We start from the raw sequence: 12,206 nt of genomic DNA, 5'->3' as shown, positions 1-12,206 counted from the left end.
ATGCCCTTCTGGGCCCCCCCGCTGCTCGCGGTGCAGTTCCTGACCCGCGTGCCGGTCCCGTGGCTCGATCGGCTGACCGCCGACCAGACGCGCGAAGGGCTGGTCCGCGCCACGGGCTGGCTGCCGCTCGTCGGGGCGGGAATCGGGTTGGTCACCGCGCTGGTCTTCGCCGGGGCGCGGATGCTCTGGCCACCGCTCATCGCGGCGATCGTCGCGATCGGGGTCGAGGCCTGGTGGACCGGGGCGTTCCACGAAGATGCGGTCGCGGATTTCTGCGACGGCTTCGGCGGCAGCGGACGCAGCGCGGAGGATATCCGCCGGATCATGAAGGACAGCCGGATCGGCAGCTATGGCGCGCTCGGCCTCGGGCTTGCGGTCGCGCTCCGCATAGCCACGACCGCCGCGCTGCCGCCGATGCTCGCGACCGCCGCGATGGTCGGCGCGGCGGCGTTCGGGCGGTGCTGCGCGGTGTTGCTGATGACGATGGCACCCCCCGCGCCGTTCGAAGGCGGCCTGGCAAAGGATATCGGCGGAACGCGGCGGGGTACGCCGTGGACGGCGTTCGGCCTGACCATTCCCGGTCTTTTCGCGATCACCTACATGCGGCCGCCGGCCGTCGTAGTGGCGATGGTCGTGGCCGCGGTCCTGCTGTCGTGGCTGGCACGCGCGCTCAAACGGCGGATCGGCGGCAGTACCGGCGATTGCCTGGGGTTCGCCGCCTATGCAGGCCAATTGGTCATGCTCCTGGCGGTAACGGCGGGGTGAGCGGTCGCGTCCTGCTGCTGCGGCATCCGCCGGTGGCGGGCACTTGGGCCGGGCGCTGCTACGGGCGATCGGATATGGGGCTCGGCCGGGCGGGAGCGGCGATGGCGCGCGCGATCGTCGCCGATATCGCCGGGCGGGGCGTCACCGCGGTGGTGCATTCCGACATGCGGCGCACGCGTCCTCTGGCCGCGGCGATCGCGCGGACCGCCGGCTGTCCGGCGATCGCCGACCCCCGCTGGCGCGAGCGCGACTTCGGTGGCTGGGAGGGGCGGCGCTGGCATTCGATCTGGCGCGAGACGGGGGACGCGATGGACCGGATGATGACCGATCCCGCCGGCTTTCGCCCGGGCGGTGGCGAGACCGGTGCCGATATCGCGACGCGCGCCGCCGCCGCATGGCATGACTTGCCGCGTGGGGGCGTGACGGTCGTCGTCGCGCATGGCGGGTCGATCGCTGCGGCTCGTGCCTGGCTCGCCGGCGATCCGCTCGAACGGATGGTCGCGCACATCCCCGCATGCGGCGCGATCGTCGAAGTCGCTCGCGACTAGGCCGCCTCGAGCAGCCGATCCGCCTGCGCGCGCGCTTCGTCGGTGATCGTCGCCCCCGACAGCATCCGTGCGATCTCCTCGCGGCGTTCTCCCTCGTCGAGCATCCGCACGCCGGTCCGCGTAACAAGACCGTCGTGGCGCTTGGCGATCAGCAAATGCGCCCCCCCCCGCGCCGCGACTTGCGGGCTGTGGGTGACGACCAGCAATTGCGTGCCCATCGCCAGTCGGGCGAGCCGCTCGCCGATTGCGGACGCGACCGCGCCGCCGACGCCGCGATCGATCTCGTCGAAGATCATCGTCGCCGCGCCACCTTTCTCCGCCAGTGCAACCTTGAGCGCCAGGATGAAACGCGACAATTCGCCCCCGCTCGCGATCTTCATCAGCGGGGCGAACGGCGCGCCGGGGTTAGTCGCGATCAGAAACTCGACCCGGTCCTTGCCCGCGCCGGACCACCCCTCCGCGGCCAGTGGCGCGACCGCGGTCCGGAAGCGCGCGGCGTCCAGCTTGAGCGGCGCGAGTTCGCCGGCGACCGCGGTATCGAGCCGCGCTGCGGCGGCCTGGCGCTCTGCGGTCACGGCGGCGGCGGCGGTATCGTATTCGGCGCGCGCGGCCTTCACCTCCGCCTCGATCGACGCGATGCCGTCCTCGCCTGCGTCCAGCCGTTCGAGCCGCATGCGCAGGTCGGTCGCCAGCACGGCGAGGTCGTCGGGCGGCACCCGGTGCTTGCGTGCCATCGCGCGGAGTTCGAACAGCCGCGCCTCGTCATCCTCGAGCGCGCGCGGATCGTGCACCAGCGCGCCGCGCGCCTCGCGCAATTTGTCCTCGACCAGGTCGCCCTCGATCACCGCGCGGTCCAATGCCGCCAGCGCGTCGGCCAGCGCGTCATGCTCACCGGCGACTCGCTCGATCACGCGCGCCGCCTGCCGCAGCCGCGCAAGCGCGCCGTCCGATCCGTCGAGGAACGCGGCGATCGCCTCCAGTTCGCCGGACACCTTTTCCGCGCGCTGCATCGCCCGGCGGGTATCAGCCAGCGTCGCCTCCTCGCCGGGAACGGGGGCCAGCGCGGTCAGTTCGCCGACCGCATGTTCCAGCCATTCGCGGTCGCGCGCCGCGCTATCGATCTCCGCCCGCGCCGCCGCGAGCGTCGCGTTCGCCGCGTGAAGCGCGCGCCAGGCGGCGGCGATCGGCGCGGTGTCGACCCGCCCGAACATGTCGAGCAGCGCGCGGTGCCCGGACGGGGCGAGCAGACCGCGATCGTCGTGCTGACCGTGGATCTCGACCAGGTGTGGTGCGATCTCGCGCAGCAGGGCGGCGGAGGCGGGCTGGTTGTTGACGAAACCGCGGCTGCCCCCATCGGCCTTGACCAGACGGCGGACGATCAGCGGTTCGCCCGCCTCGATCTCGATCCCGTTCTCCTCCAGCATCGCGGCCAGCGTGCCGTCCGGCGGGTCGAAGATCGCGGTGACCGCTGCCTGCGCCGCTCCGTGACGGACGAGCCCGCTGTCGCCCCGCGCGCCAAGCGCCAGTCCGAGCGCATCGAGCAGGATCGACTTGCCGGCACCGGTTTCGCCGGTGAGCACGCCGAGGCCGTCGTGGAAATCGAGATCGAGCGCCTCGATCAGCACCACGTCGCGGATGGAAAGCGCGGTCAGCATCGTTGCTCTCCTTAACGGATAGCGCAGCGAAGTTGACCCCTTTTCGTTCCGCTGTTCGCAAGCACGCCGTTTTCCGTTCTCCTGCGAAAGCAGGAGCCTGGGATCACAGGTGTTTCGCGCGTCACCCCGGACTCCTGCATTCGCAGGAGAACCGAGAGAAGCATCATGTTCCCGGCGTCGTTCCCGGCGTCGTTCCCGGCGCGGGCGCGCCCGGCGTCGCGGTGCCGGTGGTGCCCGACGGGCTCGATCCGCCGGTGGTAGCGGGGGTCGAGGGGGCGGGCGCGGCGGTGCTGTTGGGCCCTCCACCGGCGGGGGGCACCTTGGGCGTCGGCGCAACGGTGTTGACCGAGCCGAACGACACCGATCCGGGCGTACCCTGCGCGACGATCGGCTGACCCGCCGGGATCGGCGCGACGCGGGTGAAGGGATGGTCCTTCACCAGCTTGAAGGCATGGCCGTACCAGTCGGTGCCCGGATAGTTATGGCCGAGGACCGCGGCGGCCTTCTCCGCTTCGATCGGCACGCCGAGCCGCATATAGGTCTCCGTCAACCGCATCAGCGCCTCGGGCACATGGGTCGTCGTCTGATAGTCGTCCACCACGGTCCGGAAACGCAGCGTTGCCGCGAGCCACTGGCCGCGGGTTTCGTAGAAGCGGCCGACTTCCATCTCCTTGCCCGCGAGATGGTCTTGCACCAGGTCGATCTTCAGCCGCGCATCCTCGGCATAGCGCGTCGTCGGATAGCGGCGGACCAGCTCGCCCAGCGCATCGAGCGCCTGGCGCGTGATCTTCTGGTCGCGGGTCACGTCGCGGATCTGTTCGTAATAGCCGAGCGCGATCAGGTAATAGGCATAGGGCGCGTCGCGATTGCCGGGATGGACCGACAGGAAACGCTGCGCCGACTGGATCGATTCGGTATAGCTGCTGTCGAGATAATAGCTGTACGCGCTCATCAACTGCGCACGGCGTGCCCAGATCGAATAGGGATGCTGACGCTCCACCTCGTCGAACAGCACGGCCGCGGCCTTGTACTGCCCCGTATCCAGCCGCTTCTTCGCCGCGGTATACAACGTGCCCACGTCGCGCGCGACATAGGGCGTATCGCCCTTTGCACGGCTGTTGCGGGCGCACCCGGCGATTGGGAACGCCAGGGCGGCGACGAGCGCGAGGGACAGCGCGCGGGACTTGGGGGTACGCATCGCCGCAGTCCTTAGCGCACCCGCCCCTCCGCGAACAATAGCTTTACGCCCGACGGATCGTGGGGCCATGATCGCGCGTTCGCGCTGGCGATCCCATCCCGAAAGGACGTTTCGCCATGCCCGCCACGCTGCTCCAGACCCACCGTGTCGAGAAGCCATGGGGGCGGCACGACCTGTTTCCGGGGTTCGAGAACCCCAGGCCGGACGATGCGCCGATCGGCGAGGTCTGGTTCCAGGAGCCGGGTGATACGAAGCCCGATCTGCTGATCAAATATCTGTTTCCCGGCGAGAAATTGTCGGTGCAGGTCCACCCCGACGACGACCAGGCGCATGAACGCGGCCTGCCGCGCGGCAAGGACGAATGCTGGACGATCCTGCAGGCCGACCCCGATGCCGTGATCGCGGTGGGTACGAAGGTGTCGATGTCGCGCGATACGCTGCGTGCGGATGCGCTCGACGGATCGATCGAGGACGATCTCGATTGGAAGCCGGTGAAGGCGGGCGATTTCATGTACTGCGCGAGCGGGACGATCCATGCGATCGGCGGCGGGCTGACCTGTATCGAGGTGCAGCAGAATTCGGAAACGACCTATCGGCTGTACGATTATGGCAGCGACCGCGAATTGCACCTGAAAGACGGGATCGCGGTCGCGAACCCGGTGCCGTATGCCCCGATCGTCTCCCCCGGACAGGTCGCGCCGGATCGCACGATCCTGGTCGAGGGGCCGAAATTCGTCCTGGAACGCTGGTCGGGCGGCGACCACCAGGTCTCACTACCCGAAGGCACCACCGCCTGGATCGTGCCGATCAAGGGCGAGGGATCGGTTGCGGACGTAACCGTCAAGGCGGGCGAATGCGCGACGATGACGGGTAGCGAGACGGTGCGGACGAGCGAGGATGCGGACGTGCTGGTCGCATATCCGGGGACGACGCGGCTGTAACTTAAATCCTCCCCGGCACGAGGAGGAATTTACGTTTACCCGCTAGGCTTCCCGGGACATGCTCCGCGTCGTAACCCTCTCGACCCTCTTCCCGGACGTCTCGCGCCCCAATTTCGGCGTGTTCGTGGAGCGGCAGACGCTGAGCCTCGCCGCGCGGGACGATGTCGCGCTGACCGTCGTCGCACCGATCGGGTTGCCGCCGGGCCCGGCGATCGGGCGATACGCGCCGCTCGCCGCACTGCCGTTGGTCGAGGACTGGAAGGGCGTCACCGTCCACCGCCCGCGCTTCACGGTTTGGCCGTTCACCGACGGGCGGTTTCATGCACGTGCGGTCGAGAAAGCGGTGGCGCGGGTGCTCGATTCCGTCGCCGGTAGGTTCGACGTGATCGACGCCTCGTTCTTCTTTCCCGATGGACCGGCCGCGGTCGCGCTCGGTCGTCGTTACGGCGTGCCGGTATCGATCAAGGCGCGGGGTGCCGACATCCATCACTGGGGCACGACATCCAGGACCGGCGCGCAAGTGGCGGCGGCGGGGAGAGCGGCGGTGGGTCTGCTGGCCGTGTCGCAGGCGATGAAGGCGGACATGGTCGCGCTCGGGATGCCCGCGGATCGGATCCGCGTGCATCGCACGGGTGTCGATCTCGACCGATTCGCACCTGCCGACCGGACTTTGGGCAAACGCGCGCTCGGGATGACCGGGCCGCTGGTCGTCGCGGTCGGCGCGCTGATCCCGCGCAAGGGGCACGACATCGTCATCGAAGCGGTCGCGCGGTTGCCGGGCGTTTCACTGCGAATCGCGGGCGAAGGGCCGGAGCGTACCCGACTGCAGGGCCTGATCGACCATGTCGGCGTGAGCGATCGCGTCCGGCTGCTCGGCGCGGTGCCGCATGCCGATCTGCCGGCGCTGTTCGCCGCCGCCGATGCGATGGCGCTCGCGTCGTCGTCCGAAGGGTTGGCGAACGTCTGGGTCGAATCGCTTGCCTGCGGCACACCCATCGTCATCACCGACGCGGGCGGCGCGCGTGAGGTGGTGACGGGCGACGACTCGGGGCGGGTCGTGGCGCGGACCCCGGATGCTTTCGCCGACGCGATCGTCGCGTTGCTCGCCGATCCGCCAGCGGCGGAAACCGTTCGGCGATATGCTATGGGATTTACGTGGCAGGCGAATACCGATGCGCTGCATGCGCACCTGACCGGACTGGTCGCACGCTATTCGGCCAGAGGATAAAGCGCCGCGGCGATCGCCCGTCGTTCGGCACGCAGGACGCCCCAGGCGCGCGCGGCGGCACGGCTGTCCATGGCCTCGACACCGATCTCCTGCGCCTCGAGCGCCCGGATCAGCGCGACCGGCGGCCGGACCAGGTTCGCCCCGGTGCCGATCAGGATGAACTCGGGCCGCATCGCGACCAGCGCCGCAAGCGCATCGATATCCAGCGTCTCGATCGACGGCGGCGACCACAGGTCGGCCCGCGCCGGGGTCAGCAGCAGGGCGGAGTAATAGCCGTCATCGACCCGGAACCCCTGCGGGCCGATCGACGAGACGAGCGGACCGTCCGCACCGCTCGCCCGGTCCATCCTCACGCGGCCATCCCCATGTCAGCGCACGTCGCGCTTCGGCCCGACCCGCTCGGCATTGTCGAGCGTCCCCGGCCGTGCGCGCGTCGGTTCCGCGCGCAGACCGAGCGTGATGAGCAGCGACGACGAAACGTAGATCGACGAATAGGTCCCGACGAAGATACCCAGGATCATCGCCGCGGTGAACCCGCGCAACACATGTCCGCCGAGCAGCAGGAGCGCGAACAGCGCGAGCAGGATCGTCGCCGACGTCATCACCGTCCGCGGCAGCGTTTCGTTGACCGACAGGTTGATGATCTCGCGCATGTCCATCTTGCGATAGCGGCGCATGTTCTCGCGGATCCGGTCGTCGATCACGATCTTGTCGTTGATCGAATAGCCGATGATCGTCAGTATCGCCGCGATGATGTTCAGGTCGAATTCGAACCGGGTCAGCGCGAAGAAGCCGAGCGTCATCAGCAGATCGTGGACGATCGCGACGACGGTCGACACGCCGAACTGCCATTCGAATCGCAGCATCGCGAACAGCCCGATGCCGAGCACCGCCAGCGCGACGGCCAGCATTCCGCTCCGCACCAATTCGCCCGACACCTTGCCCGACACGGTGGAATAGCGCGTGAAGGTGGCACCCGGGAACGCCTTGGCCAGCGTCGCCTCGACCGTCTTCACGACGGCGTTGGTCGCACCTTCGTCGGCACTTTGCTGCACCGGCAGGCGGATCGAGACGATCGTCGCATCGGCATATTGCTGCAGCGCGGCCTCACCGTAGTTCAGCCGGTCGATGGTGGTGCGGACGCGGTCGAGATCGGGGGCGGAGGCGAACTTCTCCTCGATCATCAGGCCGCCCTTGAAATCGACGCCGAAGTTCAGGCCGCGCGCGACGACGAGCCCGACCGCAACGATCGACAGCAGCAGCGTCAGCCCGAACGCCCATTTGCGTAAGGACACGAAGTCGATGTTCGTGTTGTCGGGGACGAGCTTGAGCAGTTTCATATGTTCATCGTCTTCGGCTTGTTGCGGCGGATCCACATCGCGACCAGCATGCGCGTGAACGTCACCGCGGTGAAGACCGATGTCGCGATGCCGATCAAGAGCACGACCGCGAATCCCTTCACCGGCCCGGAGCCGAGGACGAACATGATGACCGCCGATATGCCATGCGTCATGTTCGCTTCGAAGATCGTCCGGCTGGCTTCCTTATAGCCGAGTTCGACGGACTGCACGATGCTACGCCCGCGCCGCCGTTCCTCTCGAATGCGTTCGTTGATGAGAACGTTCGCGTCGACCGCAGTGCCGATCGTCAGCACGAAACCCGCGATCCCCGGTAACGTCAGCGTGCCATTGATGAGCGCGAGCACGCCCAGGATGACGAAGACGTTGATGACGACCGCGAGGTTCGCATAGAAACCGAACCGGCCATAGGTCATGAACATGAACACGACCACCAACGCGACCGCGACCGCGGAGGCGAGAACGCCCGCCCGGATCGAATCGTCGCCGAGTTCGGCGCGCACCGTCGACTCTTCGATGACCTTGAGCCCGATCGCCAGCTTGCCCGAGCGGAGCGCGATGGCCATCTCGTTCGCGCTCTGCACGGTATAGTTACCGGTGATGACCGCGCTGCCGCCCAGGATCGCGGTCTCGATGGTGGGGGCCGAGATCACCTTGTTGTCGATGATGATGGCGAACGGCTTGCCGACATTCTCCTGCGTCACCCGTGCGAAACGGCTGCCGCCCTGGCTGTTGAACGTGATCGTGATGTTGGGCGCGTTGGACTGTTGATCGAAGCTCTGCCGCGCGTCGGACAGCTGGTCGCCGGTGATGATCGCTGAACGCTTTACCGCGATGAAACCTCCCTGCTGCAACGGCAGGATCTGGCTGCCCAGCGGGGCGATGCCCTTCGCGACGTCGACCGGATTCGCGGTCTGATCGACCAGCTTGAATTCCAGCTTCGCGGTCTTGCCGAGCAGGTCCTTCAGCGCCTGCGGGTTCTGTAACCCCGGCACCTGCACGACGATGCGGTTGTCGCCCTGCTGGACGATGGTCGGCTCGCGCGTGCCCAGTTCGTCGATGCGGCGGCGCACGACCTCGGTCGCGTCCTGCATCGCGATCTGGATCGCCTGCGTCAGCCCGGCCTGGGTCGGGGTCAGCACGAAGCGGCTGGTATCGACGACGCCGATGTCCCATTGCCGCTGCCCGGTCATCCCGGCACCGCCGCCGGTGATCGTCAGCAGCCGCTCGCGCGCCGCATCGACCTGGCTCGGATCGCGCAGCATGAAGCTGAGTTGGCCGTTGCGCACCGAGATGTCGCCGATCTGGATCGACGGCGTGCCGCGACGCATCTCGGTCGCGACCTGGTCGCGCATCGTCTCGATGCGGGTGTTCGCCAGATCGGCGGTGTCCGCCTCGAGCAGCAGATAGCTGCCGCCCGCGAGGTCGAGCCCCTTGTTGATCCGCGGATGCACCGGCCAGCGGTCGGTCACGTGTTCGGGCAGGAAACTCGGGATCGCGAGCGCGCACAGCACCGCCAGTAGGCCGATGATCGACGCGATCTTCCAGCGCGGGAAATCGAGCATGGAGTCAGTCGTTCGCGGGCTTGGCCGACGCGGGCGTCAGGACCTCGGCCAGCGTCGCCTTCACCACGCGGATGCGGACGTTGGGTGCGATCTCGACCTCGACATGCGAATCCTCGACGCGCGTCACCTTGCCGACGATGCCGCCCGCGGTCACGACATTATCGTTCTTCTTCACCGCCGCCACCGCGGTCTGCAGCATCCGCACGCGCTTTTGCTGCGGGCGGATCATCAGGAAATAGAAGACGATGAAGACGAGGACGAGCGGCAGGAAGCTGACGATCGACGCGAGACCGCCCGGCGCGGCACCGGCGGCGGCCTGGGCATAGGCTGGGGAAATGAGCATGGGATCCCGACATGTTGGTGCGGCAGGCGGACTGTGCCCGCTCGAAAGATGCGCCGCCCGCTATCACCGGACGCCCGCTCGCGCAACCGACCGGACCGCGCTATGCGGGCCCGCAAGGGTACGCGAAAAGGAGAGCGAGGATGATCCTGGTGATGGGCCATATCCGCATGAAGGCGGGCGAAGCGGCCAGGGCGAGGGACGTGATGGTCAAGCACATGGCCGATGTCGGGGCGGAGGATGGCTGCGAACATTACAGCTTCGCGTTCGACGCCGCCGAACCCGACACGATCCGGATCAGCGAACGCTGGGCCTCGCCCGAGGCGCTCGCCGCGCATGGCGATCAGCCGCATCAAAAGGCATTCGGCCGATCCTTGCGCGACTATGCCGTGGAGGATGTGAGCGTGAAGGCCTGGGACGGCCAATTCTGGCGCACGCTGATCGGGGATTGATCTCCGTCATGCCGGCCGCGTCCCGGCATCCAGAGCCGCGAGCGACATCGCCTGTAACGCTGGATGCCGGGACGAGCCCGGGATGACGATCGGAAGCGAATATCTTGCATCGCCCGGCCACGGCGCGTAGGGCGCGCGGCTCGGGTGTCCGGCGGACACCCTCGGTCGGGGCGTAGCGCAGCCTGGTAGCGCATCACACTGGGGGTGTGGGGGTCGCAGGTTCGAATCCTGTCGCCCCGACCAAGAATTTCAATGAGTTGGCGACAGCTATCCCGCCCGGCGCGGCTTGCGGGTAGCATATGGATAGCAGTTCGCGCGATCGATCGCTTCGCACGGCCAAGGAATGATTGTCCGCCGGGTCTGCATTCTGATAAACGGAATCGATGAGCGAGTTCCCAAGCGCGACCGAAACGATAAGGCTGGTGAGCCTTTTAGCGCCCGGCTTAATTATTGCAGCTATTCGAACTCGCGCAATTACCGGATCGATGCCAGACCTCAAAGATCGTCTGATTGCATACGCAGTAATTTCAACGGCGTATTTCGCCGTCGTTCATCCATTGTTCAATGTAACCAATGGTATTTCGATATCGGTTTGGGTGGCCGACTTACTACAAAACTTTATAATACCGATCGTAGTAGGCGTTTGCAGCGCATTCGTCCACCAGTGGGAATGGTCCTACAAAATAGCTAACAAAGTCGGTTTGAAGCTTGCTCACCATCTTCCAACAGCGTGGGATTATCTGTTCGACAGCCTCGTTGAAGAAACGTTGGTTTTGATATCGCTTAACGATGGCTCACAAGTTGCGGGGAAAATGACACGAAACTCTTTTGCTTCCTCAAGCGCCGATGAACGAGACTTGTTCATTCAGGAAGTTTGGGAAGTTCCAGATAACGGCGATCCTTGGCACCCTTTGATTCCGGCACGGGGCATCCTAATTTGTGGGAAAGATATTCGTTTCATCGAAGTTTATTAGGAGCCGATCGACATGACCGAGAAAAAGGATAATCCCCCTCCCGCGCGCCCACTGAACGAAGGCTACGTGCCTGTTGAAAAAGGTTGGAAACCCACAGTTCAAGGCGGTTATAAGCCTACGGTATCGCAGGTCGTTGCGACACCGCCTTCGGGCGGAAGCGGCGTCAAACCACCGTCATCGCCGCCTAAAAAATAAAAATGAAATAGCCGCGCGGTTCGGTGCCAACCGCGCGACTAGATCAACACCGTCGCAAGCGGGGAAGGCCCGCCGCGCCAATCAAGCCCTATGGGTATAGGTCGCGGACGCCGACGATCGTTTTGGACACGAAATCGGCGGGCATGTCGGGATCGACCGCCCCGGCGCGAGGGACGCGCGGGAGGCGATGGCGAAGCGCTTGGCGCGTGCCGTCCAACGCCCTCGCACGACGTTACCGATTTGCGACGGGCGAAAGCTGGGCTAGTTGCGGCCGCAAGGAGCCCGCGTAATGAGTGATCGACCCCCGACCCCTTTGCTCGACCGGATCGCGATCCCCGCCGATCTTCGCGGGCTGCCGCAGTCCGACCTGCGGCAATTGGCGGACGAGTTGCGGCTGGAGACGATCTCGGCGGTCGGGACGACGGGGGGGCATCTGGGCTCGGGGTTGGGCGTGGTCGAGCTGACGACGGCGATCCATTACGTGTTCGACACGCCGCGGGACCGGCTGGTGTGGGACGTCGGCCACCAATGCTATCCGCACAAGATCCTGACCGGCAGGCGGGACCGGATCCGCACGCTCAGGCAGGGCGGCGGGTTGTCGGGGTTCACCAGGCGCAGCGAGAGCGAGTACGACCCGTTCGGGGCGGCGCATTCGTCGACCTCGATCTCGGCGGCGCTGGGGTTCGCGGTGGCGAACAAGCTGAGCGGTGCGTCGGGGAAGGCGATCGCGGTGATCGGCGACGGCGCGATGTCGGCCGGCATGGCCTATGAGGCGATGAACAATGCGCAGGCCGCCGGCAATCGGCTGGTGGTGATCCTGAACGACAACGACATGTCGATCGCGCCGCCGGTGGGGGGCTTGTCGGCCTATCTCAGCCGCATGGTGTCGAGCCGCGAGTTCCTTGGCTTGCGCGAGCTGTTGAAGAAGGTGGCGCGCGCGCTGCCGCGGCCGCTGCACGAGGCGGCGAAGAAGACCGACACCTATGC

Annotated in this window: 14 protein-coding genes and 1 tRNA gene; 9 read left to right on the top strand and 6 right to left on the bottom strand. The window is 66.7% G+C overall.

Going from position 1 to position 12,206, the window contains the following annotated elements; all coding sequences use genetic code 11:
* Both HUU99_RS03085 and HUU99_RS03080 read left to right on the top strand, forming a co-directional pair.
* On the top strand, positions 1-765 hold the full coding sequence (locus HUU99_RS03085) for an adenosylcobinamide-GDP ribazoletransferase (RefSeq protein ID WP_254602887.1): 765 nt from the start codon (positions 1-3) through the stop codon (positions 763-765).
* Entirely contained in the window at positions 762-1,313 is a 552-nt protein-coding gene (locus tag HUU99_RS03080) for a histidine phosphatase family protein (RefSeq protein ID WP_174285114.1), read from the top strand. The genes HUU99_RS03085 and HUU99_RS03080 overlap by 4 nt, the downstream gene beginning before the upstream one ends.
* Here the strand turns inward: HUU99_RS03080 and recN are convergent.
* Complete coding sequence (gene recN / locus HUU99_RS03075; protein ID WP_174285113.1) at positions 1,310-2,968, bottom strand: DNA repair protein RecN; 1,659 nt, start codon at positions 2,966-2,968, stop codon at positions 1,310-1,312. The two genes, HUU99_RS03080 and recN, sit on opposite strands and share 4 nt — an antisense overlap.
* A 163-nt stretch (positions 2,969-3,131) precedes the next feature.
* On the bottom strand, positions 3,132-4,166 hold the full coding sequence (locus HUU99_RS03070) for an outer membrane protein assembly factor BamD (RefSeq protein WP_174285112.1): 1,035 nt from the start codon (positions 4,164-4,166) through the stop codon (positions 3,132-3,134).
* A 116-nt stretch (positions 4,167-4,282) separates the two neighbouring features.
* Here HUU99_RS03070 and HUU99_RS03065 point away from each other — a divergent pair, with 116 nt between their 5' ends.
* Both HUU99_RS03065 and HUU99_RS03060 read left to right on the top strand, forming a co-directional pair.
* Positions 4,283-5,107 carry a class I mannose-6-phosphate isomerase gene (locus HUU99_RS03065; RefSeq protein WP_174285111.1) on the top strand — a complete coding sequence of 275 codons (825 nt, stop codon included), beginning with the start codon at positions 4,283-4,285 and terminating at the stop codon, positions 5,105-5,107.
* Positions 5,108-5,165: 58 nt separating this feature from the next.
* Entirely contained in the window at positions 5,166-6,335 is a 1,170-nt protein-coding gene (locus HUU99_RS03060) for a glycosyltransferase (protein ID WP_174285110.1), read from the top strand.
* Here HUU99_RS03060 and HUU99_RS03055 read toward each other — a convergent pair.
* The 4 genes from HUU99_RS03055 to yajC are packed head-to-tail and all read right to left on the bottom strand — an operon-like array spanning position 6,317 to position 9,601.
* Positions 6,317-6,682: an MTH938/NDUFAF3 family protein gene (locus tag HUU99_RS03055; RefSeq protein ID WP_174285228.1), complete on the bottom strand. Its 366-nt coding sequence runs from the start codon at positions 6,680-6,682 to the stop codon at positions 6,317-6,319. The genes HUU99_RS03060 and HUU99_RS03055 overlap by 19 nt on opposite strands.
* A 21-nt stretch (positions 6,683-6,703) precedes the next feature.
* Positions 6,704-7,675 (bottom strand): protein translocase subunit SecF, encoded by a 972-nt coding sequence (secF, locus tag HUU99_RS03050; protein WP_174285109.1) that lies wholly within the window; start codon positions 7,673-7,675, stop codon positions 6,704-6,706.
* A complete protein-coding gene (secD, locus tag HUU99_RS03045; protein ID WP_174285108.1) occupies positions 7,672-9,258 on the bottom strand; it encodes a protein translocase subunit SecD in 1,587 nt (528 codons plus the stop codon). The genes secF and secD overlap by 4 nt, the downstream gene beginning before the upstream one ends.
* A gap of 4 nt (positions 9,259-9,262) precedes the next feature.
* Complete coding sequence (gene yajC / locus HUU99_RS03040) at positions 9,263-9,601, bottom strand: preprotein translocase subunit YajC (RefSeq protein WP_174285107.1); 339 nt, start codon at positions 9,599-9,601, stop codon at positions 9,263-9,265.
* A gap of 140 nt (positions 9,602-9,741) precedes the next feature.
* Between yajC and HUU99_RS03035 the strand changes: the two genes are divergently transcribed.
* From HUU99_RS03035 to HUU99_RS03015, 5 genes are all read left to right on the top strand, one after another.
* Positions 9,742-10,050 carry a putative quinol monooxygenase gene (locus HUU99_RS03035; RefSeq protein ID WP_174285106.1) on the top strand — a complete coding sequence of 103 codons (309 nt, stop codon included), beginning with the start codon at positions 9,742-9,744 and terminating at the stop codon, positions 10,048-10,050.
* A gap of 166 nt (positions 10,051-10,216) precedes the next feature.
* Positions 10,217-10,293, top strand: a tRNA-Pro gene (locus HUU99_RS03030).
* A gap of 140 nt (positions 10,294-10,433) precedes the next feature.
* Positions 10,434-11,024 (top strand): DUF6338 family protein, encoded by a 591-nt coding sequence (locus HUU99_RS03025; protein ID WP_174285105.1) that lies wholly within the window; start codon positions 10,434-10,436, stop codon positions 11,022-11,024.
* Positions 11,025-11,036: 12 nt separating this feature from the next.
* Positions 11,037-11,219: a hypothetical protein gene (locus HUU99_RS03020; protein ID WP_174285104.1), complete on the top strand. Its 183-nt coding sequence runs from the start codon at positions 11,037-11,039 to the stop codon at positions 11,217-11,219.
* 289 nt (positions 11,220-11,508) lie between these two features.
* On the top strand, positions 11,509-12,206 hold a 698-nt coding region (locus tag HUU99_RS03015), incomplete at its 3' end, for a 1-deoxy-D-xylulose-5-phosphate synthase N-terminal domain-containing protein (protein WP_254602886.1).

It is taken from the genome of Sphingomonas bacterium (assembly GCF_903642285.1).
GTDB lineage: Bacteria > Pseudomonadota > Alphaproteobacteria > Sphingomonadales > Sphingomonadaceae > Sphingomonas.
The sequence above is the reverse complement of the archived record's forward strand: the minus strand, read 5'-3'. Positions and strand labels throughout refer to the sequence as shown.

What these genes read in the sequence shown, in the direction of transcription:
- HUU99_RS03085 (WP_254602887.1), top strand. Translation starts at nt 1, where the DNA reads ATGCCCTTCTGGGCCCCCCCGCTGCTCGCGGTGCAGTTCCTGACCCGC.
- recN (WP_174285113.1), bottom strand. Translation starts at nt 2,968, where the DNA reads ATGCTGACCGCGCTTTCCATCCGCGACGTGGTGCTGATCGAGGCGCTC.
- HUU99_RS03070 (WP_174285112.1), bottom strand. Translation starts at nt 4,166, where the DNA reads ATGCGTACCCCCAAGTCCCGCGCGCTGTCCCTCGCGCTCGTCGCCGCC.
- HUU99_RS03065 (WP_174285111.1), top strand. Translation starts at nt 4,283, where the DNA reads ATGCCCGCCACGCTGCTCCAGACCCACCGTGTCGAGAAGCCATGGGGG.
- HUU99_RS03060 (WP_174285110.1), top strand. Translation starts at nt 5,166, where the DNA reads ATGCTCCGCGTCGTAACCCTCTCGACCCTCTTCCCGGACGTCTCGCGC.
- HUU99_RS03055 (WP_174285228.1), bottom strand. Translation starts at nt 6,682, where the DNA reads ATGGACCGGGCGAGCGGTGCGGACGGTCCGCTCGTCTCGTCGATCGGC.
- secF (WP_174285109.1), bottom strand. Translation starts at nt 7,675, where the DNA reads ATGAAACTGCTCAAGCTCGTCCCCGACAACACGAACATCGACTTCGTG.
- secD (WP_174285108.1), bottom strand. Translation starts at nt 9,258, where the DNA reads ATGCTCGATTTCCCGCGCTGGAAGATCGCGTCGATCATCGGCCTACTG.
- yajC (WP_174285107.1), bottom strand. Translation starts at nt 9,601, where the DNA reads ATGCTCATTTCCCCAGCCTATGCCCAGGCCGCCGCCGGTGCCGCGCCG.
- HUU99_RS03035 (WP_174285106.1), top strand. Translation starts at nt 9,742, where the DNA reads ATGATCCTGGTGATGGGCCATATCCGCATGAAGGCGGGCGAAGCGGCC.
- HUU99_RS03025 (WP_174285105.1), top strand. Translation starts at nt 10,434, where the DNA reads ATGAGCGAGTTCCCAAGCGCGACCGAAACGATAAGGCTGGTGAGCCTT.
- HUU99_RS03020 (WP_174285104.1), top strand. Translation starts at nt 11,037, where the DNA reads ATGACCGAGAAAAAGGATAATCCCCCTCCCGCGCGCCCACTGAACGAA.